The organism is Paraburkholderia sp. 22099, from assembly GCF_052045835.1.
Lineage (GTDB): Bacteria > Pseudomonadota > Gammaproteobacteria > Burkholderiales > Burkholderiaceae > Paraburkholderia > Paraburkholderia terricola.
The window spans coordinates 81,169-100,696 of record NZ_JBQEPU010000015.1 but is presented as its reverse complement, the minus strand read 5'-3'; the positions used below and the strand labels follow the sequence as shown (position 1 = coordinate 100,696).

General features: G+C 67.8%; 13 protein-coding genes and 1 pseudogene. 3 read left to right on the top strand and 11 right to left on the bottom strand.

Features of this window, described 5'->3' with window-relative positions:
• Positions 1–141: 141 nt before the first annotated feature.
• Entirely contained in the window at positions 142–3,573 is a 3,432-nt protein-coding gene (locus ACTJLC_RS16170) for an autotransporter (protein WP_310133114.1), read from the top strand.
• Positions 3,574–4,724: 1,151 nt separating this feature from the next.
• On the opposite strand, the gene ACTJLC_RS16165 is transcribed toward ACTJLC_RS16170, so the two are convergent.
• Positions 4,725–5,084, bottom strand: coding sequence for a hypothetical protein (locus ACTJLC_RS16165; protein ID WP_440844561.1), 360 nt, complete (start codon positions 5,082–5,084; stop codon positions 4,725–4,727).
• A gap of 857 nt (positions 5,085–5,941) precedes the next feature.
• Between ACTJLC_RS16165 and ACTJLC_RS16160 the strand changes: the two genes are divergently transcribed.
• Positions 5,942–6,904 (top strand): alpha/beta hydrolase, encoded by a 963-nt coding sequence (locus tag ACTJLC_RS16160; RefSeq protein ID WP_310120561.1) that lies wholly within the window; start codon positions 5,942–5,944, stop codon positions 6,902–6,904.
• 601 nt (positions 6,905–7,505) lie between these two features.
• Here ACTJLC_RS16160 and ACTJLC_RS16155 read toward each other — a convergent pair.
• Positions 7,506–7,970, bottom strand: a pseudogene (locus ACTJLC_RS16155) (lytic transglycosylase domain-containing protein); the annotation flags it as partial.
• Between the two features lie 385 nt (positions 7,971–8,355).
• On the opposite strand from ACTJLC_RS16155, the gene ACTJLC_RS16150 reads away from it, so the two are divergent.
• Complete coding sequence (locus ACTJLC_RS16150) at positions 8,356–9,255, top strand: helix-turn-helix transcriptional regulator (protein ID WP_310133111.1); 900 nt, start codon at positions 8,356–8,358, stop codon at positions 9,253–9,255.
• 22 nt (positions 9,256–9,277) lie between these two features.
• Here ACTJLC_RS16150 and ACTJLC_RS16145 read toward each other — a convergent pair whose 3' ends face one another.
• The 9 genes from ACTJLC_RS16145 to ACTJLC_RS16105 form a co-directional block, all read right to left on the bottom strand.
• Positions 9,278–10,141 (bottom strand): helix-turn-helix transcriptional regulator, encoded by an 864-nt coding sequence (locus ACTJLC_RS16145; RefSeq protein ID WP_310133109.1) that lies wholly within the window; start codon positions 10,139–10,141, stop codon positions 9,278–9,280.
• Positions 10,142–10,736: 595 nt separating this feature from the next.
• Positions 10,737–11,366 (bottom strand): ANTAR domain-containing response regulator, encoded by a 630-nt coding sequence (locus tag ACTJLC_RS16140; protein ID WP_073428355.1) that lies wholly within the window; start codon positions 11,364–11,366, stop codon positions 10,737–10,739.
• A complete protein-coding gene (locus tag ACTJLC_RS16135; protein ID WP_310120567.1) occupies positions 11,363–12,535 on the bottom strand; it encodes a transporter substrate-binding domain-containing protein in 1,173 nt (390 codons plus the stop codon). Before ACTJLC_RS16135 ends, ACTJLC_RS16140 begins: the two co-directional genes overlap by 4 nt.
• 29 nt (positions 12,536–12,564) lie before the next feature.
• Positions 12,565–13,869, bottom strand: coding sequence for an amidase (locus ACTJLC_RS16130; RefSeq protein WP_310133106.1), 1,305 nt, complete (start codon positions 13,867–13,869; stop codon positions 12,565–12,567).
• A 19-nt stretch (positions 13,870–13,888) separates the two neighbouring features.
• Positions 13,889–14,596, bottom strand: coding sequence for a branched-chain amino acid ABC transporter ATP-binding protein (locus tag ACTJLC_RS16125; protein WP_310133103.1), 708 nt, complete (start codon positions 14,594–14,596; stop codon positions 13,889–13,891).
• Positions 14,593–16,458 carry a branched-chain amino acid ABC transporter ATP-binding protein/permease gene (locus ACTJLC_RS16120; RefSeq protein ID WP_310133098.1) on the bottom strand — a complete coding sequence of 622 codons (1,866 nt, stop codon included), beginning with the start codon at positions 16,456–16,458 and terminating at the stop codon, positions 14,593–14,595. Before ACTJLC_RS16120 ends, ACTJLC_RS16125 begins: the two co-directional genes overlap by 4 nt.
• Entirely contained in the window at positions 16,451–17,284 is an 834-nt protein-coding gene (locus tag ACTJLC_RS16115; protein WP_073428360.1) for a branched-chain amino acid ABC transporter permease, read from the bottom strand. The genes ACTJLC_RS16120 and ACTJLC_RS16115 overlap by 8 nt, the downstream gene beginning before the upstream one ends.
• Positions 17,285–17,358: 74 nt before the next feature.
• Positions 17,359–18,528: a substrate-binding protein gene (locus ACTJLC_RS16110; protein ID WP_154873286.1), complete on the bottom strand. Its 1,170-nt coding sequence runs from the start codon at positions 18,526–18,528 to the stop codon at positions 17,359–17,361.
• A 55-nt stretch (positions 18,529–18,583) separates the two neighbouring features.
• Positions 18,584–19,471 carry a nitrilase family protein gene (locus tag ACTJLC_RS16105; protein WP_073428362.1) on the bottom strand — a complete coding sequence of 296 codons (888 nt, stop codon included), beginning with the start codon at positions 19,469–19,471 and terminating at the stop codon, positions 18,584–18,586.
• Positions 19,472–19,528 lie beyond the last annotated feature (57 nt).

Below are 19,528 nucleotides of genomic sequence, written 5' to 3'. Positions count from 1 at the left end.
CTCACCCCGCTCACCGCGACGGAGCGCTCGCCCCAGCGCTTCGCATTTCAGCGCACACATTCGGATCGCCCCGCACCCCGCAAAACGGCATGACACATTCGAAGACGATAGTGCAACGCGGCTCCCTCCTACCGCGTCGTCATGTCCCGTCATCGCCGTATCGATGTTTCGCCTGTCCCGCACCTGAGCGAGGCCGCAGCCGACGCACCCGCCCCGGTCACGGCCGAGACGGTCAAGCCGACGCCGCGCGGATGGTCCGGCTGGCTGCGCGCCGCGTTGCCGCGTCCGGCGCGGATGACCGGCGCCCGCCGCGTCGAGTTCAGCACCGCGCTGTTTCAGCACAGCACTCACGGACGCTCGTCCGGACCGGAACATCATGCGGACGGCGACAGCCGTTTCCCGCCCGCGGGCAAGAGCCGACATGCACGACGCGAAACGAGCCCGTTCGCGGCCGCCGCGCACGTGACGGCGCCCGCAACGGTGTCGCCGTCCGCGTCGAGCGAAACATGCGGGCAACCAGCCGACCCGCCCGCGCGGGAAGCCGCCGCGTCATGGCGCGCGACGCCGCTCGACGCGATCGTCTCGCGTGACGATCTCACCGCCTACGTGCAACAGCAATTCACGGACGGCGCGCCGGACCCCGCCGGCGAAGCCCACGCACTCGCCGCCCGGCTGCACGACTTGTGCCGCTCGAAAACGTCGCCCGCCGAGCATGCCGCCGCGGCGGTCCTATCCGGACGGCATGCGCGCCCGCCCGAAGCGACCGACGGCGGCTACCCCGACGCGCTCGCGGCATCCCGCGGCGCGTTGCTTGCGCAGGCGCTCAAGCTGGCCGGCGTGACGGATCTCCGCGCCGCGCCTATCGCTTTGCAACGCATCGGCATGCTCGACTTCACGGCGCCGCGCCGTCGTCGTTCGGATGGCCCGGCAGAGTGCGAAGCCTGGCGCGCCGCGCGCCTGCTCGCGCGCTCCGGTGTCGGGCGCGAGGTGCTCGACGCCTTGCGCGCAGCGACTCCCCAGACTCCACCGACTCACCACGACGAACTGCACCGCTTCGGCGTCGAAGCGCTGCTGACGAGCTGCGAGGCGCTCGATCCGGCCCGCCACGCCGATCCCCACGCCAGGCCCGATGGCGCGCCAGGCGCCGTCGCCGCGCGCGCGGGGCTGGTCGCGAACCCGCCGCTCACCGCGGACGAGCCCGGCGTCACGGCGCTCGCGAAGCGCGCGTTCGACGCCGCCGCGACCCTGCTCGAACACGGCCGCGACGCGTTGACGCCCGACCAGAAAGGCGCCCTCTTCGCGTGGCGGCAAGCGTTCACCGAAGACGGCCGGCACACCGACCTCTCGCAGGCCAGGCAGCGTCTCGGGCGGTTCGCGGGCAAGACCATTGCGCGAGTCGGCGAAAAACGCTGGAAGACGCTGCTGCCGCGCATGTTTCGCGGCAAGCACGGCTCGCCGCTGTCCGCGCTGCGCTTCGGCACGCAGGGCGTGCCGCGCAAGACGATCGCGCAGGAGCGCGCGAAGCTGCGCGACACCCTGCAGGCGGCGTTGGCGCAACTCAAGCGCAATCCGGCGATGGACCCGCGCGCGGCGCTCGCTCACGCACGGCCCGAGGCATCGCTGGCGGAACTCGCGGCGCTGCATGTGTGGCTGGAGCGCGGCGGCTTTCCGCCCGGCCGTCTCAGCGACGCGACGCTGCGCGCGATCGCCGAGCGGGCTCACCAGATGGCGGATGAAGCGACGCGGTTGCCCGATCCCACGGCGTCGCCGCCCTCGCCTGCCGCCGGCGTCAAGGTGCCGCGCCGCATCCGTGCCCGCGTGCGCGCGACCACCGCGCACTGGCTCGAGATGACGCCGCAGGAACTCGCCAGGACCAAACCATTCCGGACGATCGCCAAACGGCCGTTCACCGTCGAGCGGCTCGCGGTGTGGGGCAAGGTCGCCCATGTGCCGCACGACGCGCCGTTCTGGAACACGGTCGACGAACTGCGCGCGCTCGTCCAGCACGACGGCGCGTCGAGACCGGCGGACAACGTCGACGACGTTCGCGAGACGCTGCTCGACGTGGTGAGCAATCTGCAGTCGGGGCAGCGTCTGCGGCTCACGGACGGCGGCCGCCAGGGGCTCAGCACGCGCGGCTTGAACGTGACGGTGGAGACGCTGCTGAAAGGGCACGCGGTGCCGGTGTCGCCGCGCGTGGACCTGCGCGCGTCGCGTACCCGCGAGGCGGTCGTCGAGGTGAGCCGTTCGACGCACTGCGTGTCGCTGTTCGTGGGCACGTCGAAGTCGAGCATGCATCACGTCGGCGCCGGCCTGCTGGTCGGCTATGACGTCGAGACGGCGCTGACCACCGTGCGCGCGGGCCTCGTCACGAACGTGATCCTGCATGCGCGCGAGTTGTCGGAGCCGCGCGGCGTGTCGCTCAGGGTGGCGCGCCGGCTGCGGCCGGACGGGACCGGTTACGACGACGATGCGATGCGCGCGAAACTCGCGGCGCTGGTCGGGCATCTGTTCGACGAAGCGGCCGGCGCGCACGACGACGGACCGGCCGGCGTGTGGAACCGCCTCGCACAGCGCTACTGGGACGACCCCGACGTATCGCTTAGCTGGACCGACGGCCACGCGAGCAACCGGCGCCGCGGCGCCACGCTCGACGTGAACGCAACGGTCAAGGTGGCGAGCCTCGGCGGCGAAGCCGCGCGCGATCCGCACACGGGCAAAAGCGTGCGGCATCTATCGGCGCGCGCCGGTCCGTCGGCGGGCGGCGGCTGGGAACGCTCGCGCCAGAAGGCCGATATCGTGGAGCGCAGCGGCCGCGTGCGGATCGACGAACATCGGGTCGGGCTCGGCAGCCAATGGCAGGTGCGCGGGGCCATCGCGCCGGGCTTTTCGCATCCAGTGGGCGCGGACGGCCGACGCTCGGTCGGGCTGTTCTCGATCGACGCGCCGGCCGCGACGATGACGCTGCGCGAACGCAACCGCTCGGCCAAACGGCTGCTGGTGCGCGAGGACGGCAGGCTCAGTCATCGCGGCTGCATCCTCGACGTCGAATATCTCGACGCCCGCACGTACACCCGCGCCGTCGACGAGGCGCGCGCCGAGCTGGTCGCGCTGTTCGCGGCGCCGATCATCGCGCGACGCCGCAAGGAAGGACCGCCATCGCGCGGCCGTCATGCGCGGCCCGAGCCCGCGCCGGAAGTGCTGGCCGCGCAACGCATCGACACGCATCTGGCGGCCGTGCGCCGGAACCAGCGAGCGAACCTGACCTATGTGCGGCGCTACCGGCTGCGCCGGCACGCCGCGCTGCGGCTCGACGCCAACACGGCGACGCTCGAACAGTCGGGCGACGATCCGCAACTGAAGGAGCGCATCGACGCGGCCAATGCCAGGATTCTCGACGACCCGGCGTCATGGATGCCCATCGAACTGAAGGTGAAGGAGCGCAACGCCAATGCCCGCAGCTTCGGGCCGAACGTGGTGCTGCAACTCACCACGCGCATGGGCGCGGTCGGCGATCGCGAGATCGTCACGGAGGGGGTGCCGTTTAGTGTGCTTGAAGCGCTGGACCGGTAGGAATTGGGCGTTCGCCGGGGCGCTTCGTCATCCAAGGTGTGGCGTTCAGCGTGCTTGAAGCGTTGGACCGGTAGGAGTTGGGCGTTGGCTGGGGCGCTTCGTCACCCAAGGTGTGGCGTTCAGTGTGCTTGAAGCGCTGGACCGGTAGGAGTTGGGCGTTGGCCGGCGCGCTTCGTCATCGAGGGGGTGCCGTTCAGCGTGCTCGAAGCGTTGGATCAGTGGGCGGCGGTCCTTGACCGACGCGCTTCGTGACCGAGGGTGCCGTTCTGCGTGCTCGGAGCGTTGGATCCGTGGGAGTCGGTCGTTGGCCGGGGCGCTTCGTGACCGAGGGCTTGCCGTTCTGCGTGCTCGAAGCACTGAACCGGTAAGCGCCGCTCATTGGCCGGCGCACTTTCGCGGGCCGCGCGGTTCGCTCGACCGGCGCGGGGTTCGCATCGTCGACACGACGCCGTGCGCCGCTCGCCACAATCGCCAGATTGAGCCGCTCTGGCGGCGCGGGAGAAATCATGTCCACTCCAGTCGGCGACGGTTCGCAAGCACGCGGGCCTTATTGGTCGCAGGGATCGCAAGGGCCTCAGATGCCTCAAGGGCCGCAGGGACCTCAGGCTCCGCATGGTCCACATGGACCCTATGGTCCGCATAATCCGGGCGCGCAGCCGGGCGGCGCCCAGCCCCGGCCGTCGGCGGGTGCGCGGTTGGACAGTCTTTTGGGCGCGATACGCGCTCGCGCCACAGGCGCGGGGCAACAGGCCCAGTGGGGGCCGCCGCATCCTCCCGGTGGCGCGGGCGTCCCGCCTCCGGGCGGTATGGGCGCGCAGCAGCCCGGCATGGGCGGTGCGCCGCATCCGGGGGGCGCAGCGGGGGCAGCGGGTGCTCCGCCTCCGGGCAGCGCCGGTGCGCCGCAATACGGTGTGGGTGGCGCGCCGCCTCCCGGTGGTCCCGGTGCGGGTCCGTGGAACGCCGGCGCGGCAGATGGTCAGAACTCCGGCTATCCAGGCGCGCAGTACGGCGGTAACGCGTCGGGTCCCTGGCAGTCGGGCCCTTACGCGCAGCAATACTCGGCCATGGTTCAACCGCAATCCGGGCGACGGAGCTATCGGCCTCTCGCCGCGGTCGCCGGATTTGTTGGCGTTTCATTGCTGTCATTCGGACTAGCGAGCGGTGGCATGGGCTCGTTGGCGATGATCGGCATCATGGGCCTCGGCGCATGGGGTTACTGGAAGCAGCACAAGTCGATGGCGCAACGCAGTGATGCCAACGCCTATGGTCCGCGATACGGGGGGTACGGCCAGTGGCCACCGCCCCCTAATGGCGCGCAGCAACAGCAGGGATGGCAATCCGGTGGATGGCAACAGCCGCAGCAGGCGCAACCGCCGTATGGTGCGCCACAGCCACAGCCACAGCCACAGCCACAGCCACAGCCACAGCCACAGCCACAGCCACAGCCACAGCCACAGCCACAGCCACAGCCACAGCCACAGCCACAGCCACAGCAGCAGCCGCCGGCGCAAGCGCCCGCGGGTGCGCCCGCTTCGTGGCCGCAGGCGCAGCCGCCGTATGGCGCACAGCAACCACCAGCCCAGCCGTCCTCGGGCACATCCGCTTCGTGGCGGCAGCCACAGCCGCCCGCGCAGCCGCCGTATGCCCCTCCGCAACCGCCAGCCCAACCGCCCTCGGGCACGCCCGCTTCGTGGCGGCAGCCACAGCCGCCCGCGCAGCCGCCGAATGCCCCTCCGCAACCGCCAGCCCAACAGCCCTCGGGCACGCCCGCTTCGTGGCAGCAGCCACAGCCGCAGCCGCCGTATGCTCCTCCGCAGCCACCAGCCCAACCGCCCTCGGGTACGCCCGCTTCGTGGCGGCAGCCACAGCCGCAGCCGCCGTATGCCCCTCCGCAGCCGCCGGCCCAAGCGTCCTGGGGTGCCTCCGCTCCGTGGCTGCGGCCACAACCGCAGCCGCCCGCGCAGTCACCGTATGGCATGCCGCAACCGCCTTCCCAGCAGTCCTGGGGGACTTCCCAATCGATGCCAATGCGAGGTTCCCCGCCGGTCCCGCCGGCGCGGATACCGCCACCACTCGTGGAGTATGCGGAACGTCTCGACCAGCCGCCACGGCCCGCTCCACCTGTGGAAAGGCTCGCGATCGAAGCCGCTCCCGCCAGCCCGCCGCGCGCCAATCACGATGACGATCACGGCGACGATCCGCTACCACGCGCATGAGCCTCACCCGGACGCCGCCATGAACCCGCGCATCGTCCGCATCTGATGCCGATGCTTGCCGGTTCGCGAAATCGCATGCGATTTCGCGGGCGGCGATCCCGCGCGTTTGCCGCCCGCTACGCTGAAATCCGGCCAACGCTATTCACATCGCCATGTCGCTTGCCCCCAGCGTGCAGCAGTTCCTCGCGCGGCGCATGAGCGCCGGCGCGCAAAACATCGACGCCATCGAGCTGCGCGATGCGCGCCAACGGTTCGACTACTACACGCCGCTCGGCGACGTGGCGCCGCGTCCGCTCGCGGCGATCGAGGACCTGACGATCGACACGCGTGACCACGCGTCGCTCGACGCGCGCGTCTACTATCCCGCGCCCGCGTGCTGGGCCGATCCGCAGCCGGCGCTGCTGTTCTTCCATTCGGGCGGCTATGTGGTCGGCAGCGTCGCGGCCTCGGATGCGTTGTGCCGCACGCTCGCCGCCGACACCGGTTGCGCGGTGGTGTCGGTCGGCTATCGGCTGGCGCCCGAGTACCGCTTTCCCTATGCGGTCAACGACGCGATCGACGCACTGCGCTGGCTGCATCGGCAGGCTGCATCGCTCGCGATCGACGCCACGCGGCTCGCCGTCGGCGGCGAGAGTTCCGGCGCCACGCTCGCCACCGTTTGCGCATTCAGCGCGCGCGATGCCGGCATCCCGCTCGCGCTGCAACTGCTGATCTACCCGGCGGTCTCGGGCGGCATGGACACCGCGGCGCATCGCCTTTACGGCGACGGCTATTTTCTGTCGCTCGATGTGATCCGCTGGATTCAGAGCCACTATCTCGCGAGCGCCGATGATCGCCGCGACTGGCGCTTCGCACCGCTCGACGGCGATCGCGAGGCGCCGGCGGACTGGCGCGGTCTCGCGCCGGCGTGGATCGTGTCGGCGCAGTACGACCCGCTGCAGGACGAGCACGCGCGCTACGCGGAAAAGCTCGAGCTGCATGGCAACCGGGCGGAGGTCGTGTATTACCCCGGCATGATTCACGGCTTCTTTTCGATGGGCGGGATGATCCCCGAAGCGGCGCTCGCGCATCGCGACGCGGCCCGTGTGTTGCGGACCGCGCTGCGGCTGCCTTGACGCCTGAATGGGTTGACAGGCTAACGCTCTAGCGCCTGGCGCGCGCGGTTCGGGCGAAGCTGCCCGCATTTCGCGTCATTCGCCGCGTCCGCACGCCGGGCGCATCACGCCGCCGTCGGCGTGCCGGGTTTGCTTCGTGCCCACCTGAGCAGCGGGCATGTCACGCGACGTCGCGGACACCCGCTCCCGTGTGCGGCGGACCGCGGCTGCTTGACGCCCTAATGCGTTGACGGGCTAACGCTCTAGCGCCAGGCGCGCACGGTTCGGGCGAAGCTGCCCGCATTTCGCGTCATTCGCCGCGTCCGCACGCCGGGCGCATCACGCCGCCGTCGGCGCGCCGGGTTTGCTTCGTGCCCACCTGAGCAGAGGGCATGTCACGCGAGGTCGCGGACACCCGTTCGATGCCCGCGGACGCGGCCCGCTCGTCGCCGCGCATGCTCTGCTTCATACCTGCCTGAGCAGAGGGCGTGCCGCGCGACGTCGCGGACACCCGCTCGATACCCGCGGACGCGGCCCGCTCGTCGCCGCGCACGCTCTGCTTCACACCCGTCTGAGCAGCGCGCATGTCGCGCGGCGTCGCGGACACCCCTTCGATGCCCGCGGACGCAGCCCGTTCGTCGGGCAGCATGTTCCAGCGGCGCAGGATCGCGGCGATCTGCCTCGCGTAGCCGTCGCGCAGCGCGGGCGTGGCCGAGTGATAGGCGCCCACCGCGGCCCAGGTATTGCCGTACTTCACGATCTGCCGCCGCAACTGCCACGCCGCGATGTAAATGTTCTTGCACGGCGACATCAACGCATCGCGCGCGATGCCGTAGCGCGACAGCGTGGCGAGGTGGATCGAATTGATCTGCATCACGCCGTAGTCGGTCGAGCCGTTCGCGTTCAGATGGGTCGCGCCGGGCTGGTTGCGCGACTCCTGCCACGCGATCGCGCGCAGGATCAGCGGGTTGACGTGCTGATACGCGGCGGCATCGTCGAAACAGTTCGCGCGGGCCGGCAGCGCCGCGCCCGATCCGCAGACGAGCGCGGCGATCACGCACGCCCGCAGGCGCGCGACGCAGCGCATGCGCGTGCGATACGAGCCGCCACGTTGTTCGTGCCGGGACAGGTGATGAAAAGGCGCCACGATGATAGGCCGGATCATGCGGGATAGCGGGCATGCGAGTCGTTCTGGTCTCGCATGATGCGCGAAGCCGCGCAACAAGAAACGGCGCACGCGAACACGTGTGCCTCCAATGCGAAGCAGGACTCGACGGCACGTTCACGGGCCGCGTCATCGTGCGTATGATTCCATCGCCACGCTCGCGCGAAACGCGTCGCCGGCTACCCGCGCGGATCATCACGCCGGCGCACGACACGCCGCGAGCAGCACGCGACGCAGGCCATCACTTCCCATGCAAGAACGGGCGCCTGGCCGGCGCACATCGACGGCCATCCGACGAGGTCATCGCATGAATCAGAACATGGAGCGCGATGCAGCCGCGGGCAACGCGATCACGCCCACGCTTTTCGACATCGACGACGTCGTGGTCGATCCGGAAACCGCGGCGTCCACCGCCTTCGCCGCGCCGGGCGCGACGCTCGCTTCGCTCCCGCACGAACTCGCCACCGCGGCCGATGGCGCGACGCGGCGCGCATTGATGGACGCGGCGCTCGCGCGCGCCGGGTTCGACTCGCTGTGCTATGTGCGAATGCTGCGCATCGGCGAGCAGGTCACGCAAGCCGCGTGGCTGGAGAGCTATTCGCCCACCGGCTGGGCAAGCCGCTACTGCCGCGAGAATTTTTTCGCGGTCGATCCACGCATGGCGACCGCTTGCCACGTCGAGTGGCCGTTCACGTGGGACATGAAACGGCTCGCCGAAGCCGCGACCACCACGCGCAACGCAGCGGCGACAAGGCGCTTCGCGGATGCCGCACTCGACGCGGGTCTGCGCAGCGGCGTGTGCCTCGGCATCGTCACTGCCAACCGGTTCGAGCGATGCGTCGTCGCCTTGTCGGGCGCGCAGCCTGCCGACGCCTGGAAAGACTCGAACGCCGGGACCGCCATCGGCGCCGCCTATGCGTTGGCGGTCGGCGTCCATACCCTCGTCGACGCCTACGCGAGCCGGCTGCTGCCGCGCTATCACGCGAACGATCTCAGCGAAATCCAGCGCGCGGTGCTGCGCGATGTCGGCCACGGCAAAAACGATCGCGAGATCGCCGCCGCTCTGACGCTCGCCCCGCGCTGCGTAGCGCAACATGTTCGCGAGTTGCAGGCGCGCTATCACGCGCGAAACCGCACCCAGCTTGCCTACGTCGCGGGCGGCATCCTGAACCGCCAGGCGAGTGACGCGCCGACGCGCCGAACATGAGCGGCGGCCCGCCTTCGCCCCTCTAGCGCAAACCCATGCTGCCGGCGATGAACGCCAGTTCGGCGCGAGTCGTCGCGCGGTATTTCCGGCGCAGCGCACGCAGGTGATAGTCGACCCGGTGTTCGTTCGTGCGCAGCCGCAGCGCGATCTCCCGATTGCCGAGGCCGCTCGCGACGCCCATCAGGATGCGCGTCTCCGTATCGGACAGCGCGGCCGGATCGCCGGGCCGCGCGCGGTGCAGCGAGAGACCGACCGTGAGCGCCTGCGCGAGCACCACGTCGCTGATCCAGTCGGAGCGGCTGCGTCCCGCGCCGAGGCTGACGATCGCCCGCACGTCCCGCGCGCCGGTGGTGAACGCGAACATCACGCCGCTGCCGACCTGCTCGCGCGCGAGTTCGTCGAAGAGACCGTGCAATTCTTTGGGTGAACCGTTGCGCGACCACGCCTGCGCGAGCCAGCGGCTGTCCCAGACAAGCGGCGCGTTGTGGCGCAATGCCACGCGTAGTCGTGGATCGTGGTGGTGATAGCCGGCGCGAAAATACGCGCTGCCCGGATGCGCCGGCACGTCCACCCATTTGGAGGACCAGCGCGCCGCGGCGTCGCCCTCGAACTGAACGAAGCCGTTGGCAAACGACGTGAAGCCGATGACGTTCCACATCGCGCTCGCCATTCGCAGACGCTCCTGTGGATGACCCGCGCCGGCGAGATCGAGGGCGAGCCGGGTGTCGGCGAGGCAGGCGCCCGGACTGTCGAGGCATGCGTTGCCGCCTTCGCGCGAAGCCGGCGGCAGGTCCGCGTCCGTTGCCCGAGCCGAGCGCGCACGCTTGAAGCGCGATGCCTGCGGCGGCGACTCGACCCACGCGTGAGCTTTTCCCGATCTGACCATCTTCGCGCTCCTCCGACATCGCGCCCCTCTGTGCGCCGATGTGCGTTGCTGAACGAAAGTGCCGGCGCGCGCGGCGTTCGACGGCGCCGCGATCCGCGCGAGGCGTGAAGGGGAATTATGGCAGCGGGGTCGACGGCCGGCTTGCTGGAAATTCGTAGTCGATGCGCATCGGCGGAATGTTCGCAACGGACGGCCGCAAGCGGGGGGTCGGGGTCGCGTGCGGCCGCGTTGTGGGTTGGGTTGCGGGCCGCGTGGGTGCGCCGAGTCGTGTACCGCGTCGGTGGGTTGAGTTGCGGGACGAGCTACGTGCCGCGCCGGTGAGTTGGGTTGCGCGACGATCTATGTGCCGCGTTGGTGAGTTGAATTGCGCGACGATCTACGTGCCGTGTCGGTGAGTTGAGTTGCGCGACGAGTCACGTGCCGCGTTGGTGGGCCGTGTTGCGCGACGAGTCACGTGCCGCGTTGGTGGGCCGTGTTGCGCGACGAGCTACGTGCCACGCCGGTGGCTTGAGTGCGAGTTACGCGCCGCGTTGGTCGTTAGAACCGCCGAGTCAGCCGCCGTCCCGACGCGGCCAGCAATTACCAAACCGCCCCTCTACTGATCCGAAGGCCTCGCTCTTTTGCCAAGCCCCAGCTTGTCCATGGCCTCATGCGCATCGATCACGATCGTGGCGATCTCGCCCACCGTGACCCGAAGTTCCGTGGCGCGCGAGCGCATGTGTTCATACGCTTCGTTTTCGCTCAACCGGTGGGCTTCGATGAGGATGCGAATCGCCCGCTCGATATGACGCCGCGCCTTGATGGCTTCCTCGAGCTTGCCGATCTTGTGGTGCAGCCGCTGCTGATAGCCCGACGAGGCGCGCGCGAGGACGAGCGTGCTCAGAATCCCGGTGGAGCGGTAGGGCTTCGTTATCACGCCGTGCGCCTGCGTATCCAGCAGCATCTTCAACGCGGTCGGATTCTCGTAATCGGACAATGCGATCAAGGTGGCTTGCGTATCGGCGGCGCTCCAGTTTCCCGCGCTGCGCGTTTCCGGACCGACGAGAAAGAAAATCACGTCGGCATCCGCGGGCAACTGCGAAGGTAACGGCCAAAGCGCGTGGATCAGGCAACCGATCCGGCGCAACTGTTCGACCAGCACGTTGCGGTCGTCGCCGGGCGGATGGATCACCACGACGCGTAGCGTGCGCAGATCGTCGAAGAGCCGGCGGGCGCCCGTGTTCATGCCGGTTCTCCGTCGAGCCAGAATTCCGAAAAACCATACGACGTGAGATAAGGATCGGGCTTGATCGGAGCACGGCCCTCCCACACGATGTCGAACGCGCCGTCCGGTCGGCAGACGGCGATGCGCGGCGTCAGGATCGCGTGATTGTTGGCCCGGTCGATTCTCAGCATGCCCTCCGGCGAATCGAATTCGACGTCATGCACGGCTTCCACCAGCTTGGCCGTATCGAGGCTTCGGGTGCGGGCCAAAGCCAGCGCAAAGAGATGCACCTGGTTGTACGCCATCTCCGACCACATGCTGGCGGGCTGGTCACCGAAGCGCGCGCGCCACGACTTCAGGAAGCGCTGGTTGCCCGCGAGGTTCAGCGTGTTCACATAGCTAGCGGAAATGATGTGGCTCGCGCACAGTTCAGGGCCGATCATTCGCGTTTCGCCCTCGGTCATCGTCAAGCTGGCGATCGGCACGCGCGCGGGGTCGATGCCATGTTCGCGATACAGACGATAAAAGGCGCGCGCGCCGCGGCCGATCAACGTGGAAAACACCACGTCGGGCTCGACGGCCCGGATCTGCCGCACCACCTCCTCCAGCGCCGCGGGGTCCGCGTCGCTCGGCAGATAGACTTCCTCTACGATTTCGCCGCCATGCTGCTCGACCATGTCGCGCATGATGCGGTTCGATTCGCGCGGGTAAATGTAGTCGGCGCCCACGAGGAAAAAACGGCGGCCGTGATTGCGCAGCAAATACGCGGCGAGCTGCATGCTGTTCTGGTTAGGCACGGCCCCGGTGTAGATCACGTTGGGCGAATACTCGAATCCTTCGTAAATCGAGCAATACCAGAGCAGCGCGTTGTTGCGCTCGATCACCGGCAGCACCGCCTTGCGGCTCGACGATGTGGAACAGCCGAAGATCACCGTCACGTCGTCTTCCTGCAGCATGCGCGAGGCGAGCCGGCGATATTCGTCGGGATCGCTTTTCGGATCGTAGACAACCGGGTCGAGCATGCGCCCGTCGACGCCGCCCGCCGCGTTGACTTCCTCGATCGCGAGGGCGGTGCCGAAAAAGTGTTCCGACTCCGTCGCCGCGGTCACGCCGCTACGGGAGTACAGCACGCCGATACGCCATCCGGCGTCCGCGGGCAGCGCTCTCGCCGGCTGTTGCTTCGCCTCCATTCGATGTTCTCCTTGCATCGTTAAGTCATTCACCGCGCCGCCGGATCACGTGCCGCCGTGGCGGCTATCGCATGCTCGACGAACGCGGCGGCCTGCAGGCATGCGCGATCGTCCCACGGCCGGCAGATCACCTGCACGCCGATCGGACCGCCTCGCTCGCCCCGCAGCCCCGGCACGTTCACGCAAGGGCACCCGAGCAGCGTCCAGTTGCGATTGAACGCGGGGTCGCCCGTCGATCCGAGCCCGTCGAGCGCTTCGTCGGGCGCGCTCGGCGTCAGCAAGGCGGTGACGCCGTCGAACAGTTCGGCAAGCCGCTCCTTTCCCTGCTCCATCAAGACACACGCCTCGGCGTAAGAAGCCACATCGACCGCCGCCGCGCGGTCGAGAAAACCGGCGAGCATCGGCGACAGATCGGCGCGATGGTAATCGTACTCGAAGCCGAGCGCCTGCCACGCTTCGTAACGCTGGATCGTATCGTGCGCCGCGATCAGCTCGGTCATCCACGCGCCGAAGCGCATCTGGCGCACGCGCCCGCCCGCCGCTTCGATTGCCCGCACGGCGGTGTCGAGCACGGCGCAGGCATTCGCCGACGGCTCGGTCCAAGGGTAGCTCAGCGGGACGCCGAACACCGGGCCGGCGCGGCTATCGTCCACGGCGAGCGGCCGGCCGGACAACACCTGCGCCAGGTAAGCCACGTCGCGCACGCCGGCGGCGAACAGACCCACCGTATCGAACGACCACGAGAAGCACTTCATCCCCACGGTAGGCAACATGCCGAACGTAGGCTTGAAGCCGGCAATGCCGCAAAACGACGCGGGCCTGATCGTCGAGCCGCCGGTCTGCGAGCCGATCGCGAACGGCACGATGCCGGCCGCCACCGCCGCCGCCGAGCCGGATGACGATCCGCCCGCAGTGCGTTCGAGGTCGCACGGATTGCGCGTCACGGTGGGCGCCATATAGGCGAACTCGCTCGTGACGGTCTTGCCCACGATGACCGCGCCGTTGCGCCGCAACAGCGTGACGATCGCGGCGTCGGACTTCGGCTGATGACCTTCGTAGATCGGCGAGCCGTACCGGGTGACGAAGTCGGCGGTGTCGAAGATGTCCTTGACCGCAACCGGCATGCCCGCAAGCGGCCCTTTCGCCGCGACCGCCGCCGCCACCGCGTGCTCGCGGCGACCGACGGCCGTCATCGCTCTGACGGCCGGCTCGGCTTTCTCGATGCGCGCGAACGCTTCGAGCATGACGAGGCCGCGCTCGCGCGGGTCGTTCGCCGTGCGCTCCAGCAGGTCCACGCCCGAGAGCGGCCGATAAAACGAATGTGCTGTCATCATGCCCCGAGTATCGTGAAGATCACACGCGCAAGTGTTCGAAGATCGACGCCGCCGCGGTTTCGTCCTTGGCGTCGCCGTGGTCGATGATCTCGCCCTGCTTGAGCACGGCGTACCGGTCGGCCACCTTCAACGCGAACGGAACGTTCTGCTCGATCAGCAAAAGCGTGGTGCCGTGACGGTTGCGCTCCCATAGCAGCGCGTCGGCCAGCCGGTCGATCACCGACGGTTGCAAGCCCTCGGTGATTTCATCGAGCAGGATGATCGACGGACGCATCATCAGCGCCCTCGCCACCAGCAGCATCTTCTGCTCGCCGCCTGACAGCGTGCCGGCATACTGGCTCAGACGGCTCTTGAACACCGGAAAAACGGGCTCGATCTCGGCGAAGCGTTCGTCGAACACCGACACTTTGGCAAGCCCCAGGCGCAGGTTGTCGCGGATGCTGAGATCCTGGAACAACGCATGTTCCTGCGGCGCGTAGGCAATGCCCGCGCGCGCGATGCGATGCGGCGGCAGGCGCGTGATGTCTTGCCCATGCACATGCACCGCGCCGCTCTTCTTCGGCAGATAACCCATGATCGTCTTGAGCAGCGTGGTCTTGCCCATGCCGTTCTTGCCGAGCAAGGCGACGGCCTCGCTGTTGGCGACGCTCAACGACAGCTTGCGCAGCACGACCGAGGCCTTGTATCCGCTCGTGACGTCCTGCAGATTCAATGCGATCTGGCTCACGAGGCCTCCTGATAGGTAGCGGCGCCGCCGGGCGCGTCGGCTTGCGCGGTTCCGGCATAGATCGTCCTGACCAGTTCCGAATTGACCACTTCGTCGAAGTTGCCTTGCATCACGATCTGCCCTTGATGCAGAACCACGATGCGGGTCGCGATCTCCGCGACGAAATCCAGATCGTGCTCGACCAGCAGGCAGCAGAGCCGATACTGGTGAGCCAGCGCGGCCAGCACGTTGCCGATCTGCGTGCGCTCGGTTTTGGTGAGCCCCGCTGTCGGTTCGTCGAGCAGCACGATCCGCGGTTCGAGCGCGAGCACCATCGCCAGTTCCAGTGCCTGCTGTTCGCCGTGCGACAGATCCTTCGCCACCGCGCTCAGCTTCCGGTCGAGGCTGGTGGTGCGGACCACCTCCAGCGCATACGGCGGCAAGGCGAGCGTGGCCGACTGTCTGAAGAGCGACGGCGGCTCGATGATCGTCCCCGCGATTCGCAAGCACTCGGCCACCGTGAGCGTTTCGAAGATGTTCGCGTTCTGGAACTTGCGGCCCAGGCCGAAATGCACGCAGCGATCCGGCGGCAGTTGCCGGATATCGTGACCGCACAGCACGACCGTACCGGCGGAGCGTTCCGCGCCGTCGCTCATGCATCGCATCAGCGTGGTCTTGCCGGCGCCGTTCGGACCGATCAGGCCGACCAGCTCGCCGGCGTCGGCGTTCAGGTCGATGCCTTGCAGCACCTTGAGATTGCCGAAATGCCGGGCGACGCCCTCCATTTGCAGCGCGGGCGGAGATGCCGCCGCACGCCCATGCTCCGCCCGCATCACCCGTTCGACCAGTTCCGGTTCGGCGCCGTTGCCGCCCAGATGACGGAACGGTTTCAGAAGCAGCGGCACGAGACCTTGCGGCAGCAGGACGATCACCGCGACGAAGGCGGCGCCGAGTATCAGTTGCCACGCAAAGGGCATGAAGCCGCTGAGATAGGCCGTCCCCACGTTGATCAGCAGCGCGCCGATTACGGGCCCCCACAGCGTCCCCCGGCCGCCGAGCGCGACCCAGATGATGAGTTGCGTACCCAGCACGAAGCCGGTCAGCTCGGGCGCGACCACGCCGCTGAACGAGCCATAGCCGAAGCCCGCAAGGCCCGCGACGGCGGCGGTCGCCACCAGCAGAACGATCTTGACCCGAGAGGTATTGATGCCGAGGTACGAACAGCGCGATTCGTTGTCGCGAATGGCCGCGAGCACGCGGCCGCCGTCGCTGCGCACGAATAGCCAGGCCAGAAGGGCGACAACCGCGAGCGCCGCCCCGGCGATCCAGTACCAGGCCTCCAGAGAAAGATCGAAGGTCGGGTAGCCGGTCAGCCCCGAACTCGAACCCGTCCATTCCCCACCCGAGAGCAGCAGTTGGCTGAGGACGATCGGCAAGACCAGCGACATCACCGTCGCGAAGAATGGCGACGCGCCCCGGTAGAACGAGAGCCAGCCAAGCAGTGCGGCGACGCCCGCGCTCACCGCGACGGCCGCGCCCAGCGCCAACGCCACATAACCGGCGGAGAAGCCGCCGTGCGTGAAGACGAGGCCCGCCGCATATGCGCCGAGACCGAAGAAGGCCGATTGCCCGAACGTCAGATAGCCGGTGTATCCCCACAGGATGTCCACCGTCACGGCGACGATCGAGAAAAAGAATGCCTGAATCAGCACGTTCAGCAGATAAGAGCCGAACAGCCACGGACCCGCGGCCATCAGCAGAACGCCGATACCGCCGAGCACGACGAGTCCCCTGCCCTGCGCGTTGCGCCGGTCGCGCACCGGCCTGCCGGTCCGTGCCGGATCACCGCCGACGTGATTGAGCGATGCGTTCACTTTAGCCATGAGAGAACCCCTTCGGACGGGCACGCAGCGTGAGCGCCGCCAGCACGGCGATGGTCAGCCCACCGAGCACCGGACTGACGAACGTGCTGACCAGCACCTGGCAAGCGCCGAACACGAGGCACGTGAACAGCAGGCTCAACATCGAGTGCCCGGACACCATCACCAGCATGAAGGCGCTCACCAGCCACGGCAGCCCCATGTCGGGATCGACGCTCGACAGCGGCGTGATGAGCGTGCCCGCGAGCGAGCCCAGGGCCGCGCCGAGACTGAACGTGATGAAGCGGATACGGCCCGAGTGAATGCCGAGCCCGCGCGCCAGGTCTTCGTTCATGATCACCGCACGGGTCTTGACGCCGAAGCGGGTGCCCGTGAGCAGCGCCGTCATGAGCGCGCATAGACCGAGCGCAACGGGTATCAGCAACAGGCGATAGGCGGAATACTCGGTCCCCGCGATGGAAAAGACGCCTTTCAGCGGTGTTTCCACGAACTGGACCTCGCGGCCGAACGCCATCACGATGATCTGTCCGATGACGATGCCGAGCCCCCACGTGGCGAGGATCGCGTCGAGCGGCCGCTTGTAGAGGGGCCGCACGATCACCAGCTCGACCAGCATGCCGACCGCCGTGCCGATCACGATCGCCAGCGGCACGCCGATCCACGGATCAAGCTTCAGTTGCGTGATTACGAAGCTCGCGTACGCGCCCATCGTGAGCAACGCGCCGTGAGCGAAGTTGACGATTTTCATCACGCCGAAAATGACCATCAACCCGGCGGTCACGATGAACAGCACCGCCGCGGTTGTCAAAACATCCAATACCAGAACCATTGTCGTCTCCCATCACATCCGCCTTGGCGCCGGTCGGAACCCGCGAGCGGCGGATGTTGCATGTCTGATCGTGCTTACCTGATATTCGGGCACTGAGCGCCGGGGTCCACGTCCGGGAAAGTTTGCAGGATCTTGACCGAACCGTCTGCCTGAATCTGACCCAAACGCATCGCGAGGGGCGTATGCCGGCTTTTGCTCATCTCGACCTGACCGCGCGGGCCGTCGAAAGACACTTGATCGAGCGCCTTGATGACCTTGCCCGAGTCGGTGGAGCCCGCTTTCTCGACCGCCGCCTTGTAGAGGAAGAAGGCTTCGTATTGCGGCTCGGATAGCTCGTTCGGCGTCTTCACGTTCTTGCCGAACCGCTTGTCCATGGCCGCGAGAAACTTCTTGTTGCCCGACGTATCGATACTCGTCAAGTAGGAGCCGGACATGTAGATGCCGGTCGCGACGTCGCCCATGCTTCTCGCGGTGCCTTCGTCGATAGCCAGGTTGCCGTACGGCACGGCGAGCCCCGAACCCTTCAACTGTTTGGCGAGCGCCACGTTGGGCGCGCCGCCGGCCGTCGCGCTGATCAGCGCGTCGGGATGCGCCGCGCGAATCTTGGAGAGCACCGGCGTCCAGTCGGTGCCGTCGATGGGCAGATACTCTTCGCCGATCACCTTGCCGCCATGCTGCTCGATGTACTTCCTGGTGAACTGCAACATGCCGCGGCCAAACGCGTAATCGTTGCCCACCAGATAGAACGTCTTGGCGTTCTTGCTCTTGGCGAAGTAGTCGACCACCGGCGCGACCTGTTGCTCGGGCACCCAACCGTTCACGTACATCCACGGGCTGCACGAGCGGCCTTCGTAAAACGACGTATAGATGAGCGGCTTCTTGCCGCGCGCCACGATCGGCAGGGCCGCATTGCGGGCGGCGCTGGTCTCCATCGAAATGATGGCATCGACGTTCTTCTGGAACACCAACGTGTCGTAGGCTTTTTGTGCGCCGACCGCGCCGGACGCGTCGTCTGTGATTTCGAGCTGGATCGGGCGGCCCATGATGCCGCCGGATGCGTTGATCTCGTCGACCGCAAGCTGCGAGGACTGAACCACCGCGGGCGCGACCACGCTATTGGCGCCGGACAACCCGACTGCGACGCCGATCTTGATCGGCTCGGCGGCAAACGCGTTGATGCAGGCGCAGGCGCCGGCGAGCGCCGCGATCGTGGCAACGAGGAACTGTTTGTCGAACGGTCTCATGGCGTTTCCTTTAATGGATGGAGTGAATCGGGAAGTACATGCGGGCGCCGGTCTTTCACGCGAGACAGAAAGACCGGGCGGTGCCGAGCATCCGGCCGTACACGTCGGCGCGCCGATCGCGCAACACATGATTGAACGTGTTGAGCGTGCGCCCGGAGCGCGTGCGCTTCACGTCGATCACCGCGTACAGAATTTCCTCGCGATCGACGCTGGCCGGCCCGGCCACCGGCCAGCCGTCGCCCCCGACGATCAGGCTCTGGCCGATGAACGGCTGACCGCGTTCGGTGCCGATCCGGTTCGCGCAGGCGATCGCAATGCCGTTGCTGTGCGCGGCGGCCATGGTGAGCGTCGCCGCCATCGCCGAGCGGTCGTCAGGCTGCGACGGCATGGGCACCCAGTTCGTCGGCACGCAGACAATGTCCGCGCCTTGCATGGCCGCCAGCCGATAGGTCTCGGGAAACCATCCGTCGTAGCAGATCGCGATCGCGATGCGCCCGAGCGGCGTGCCGAACACCGGCACACCGCGGTCCCCCGCCTCGAAGAACAGGTTTTCGTTATTCCAGAGATGCAGCTTGCGGTACACGCCGATGTAACCCGAAGGACCCGTGAAGAGGGCCGAGTTATACAGACGCTTGCCGGCCCGTTCCGCGATACCGGTGACGAGATGAATGCCGAGACGCTGCGCCGTGTCGGCGAAGATGCGAGCGGTTTCTCCATCGGGCAGCGCTTCCGCCAGCGCGAAAGCCTCCTCGCGATTCGCAAAGGCGTAACCGGTGTTGGCCAACTCGGGCAAGACCACGAGCGATGCGCCGTTTCTCGCGGCGGTTTCGATGTGCCGGATCGCTCGTGCCACGTTATCGCGCTTCGCGCCGACATGCGGCTCCATCTGCACGCATGCGATCACGAGACTTTGAAGCTCAGGTTTTGCGGGGTCGTGCAACATCGCTTTTCTTCTCCCAAAACAAAAAGCCCCCTCACTAGCGTTGGACGCAAGTTCGGG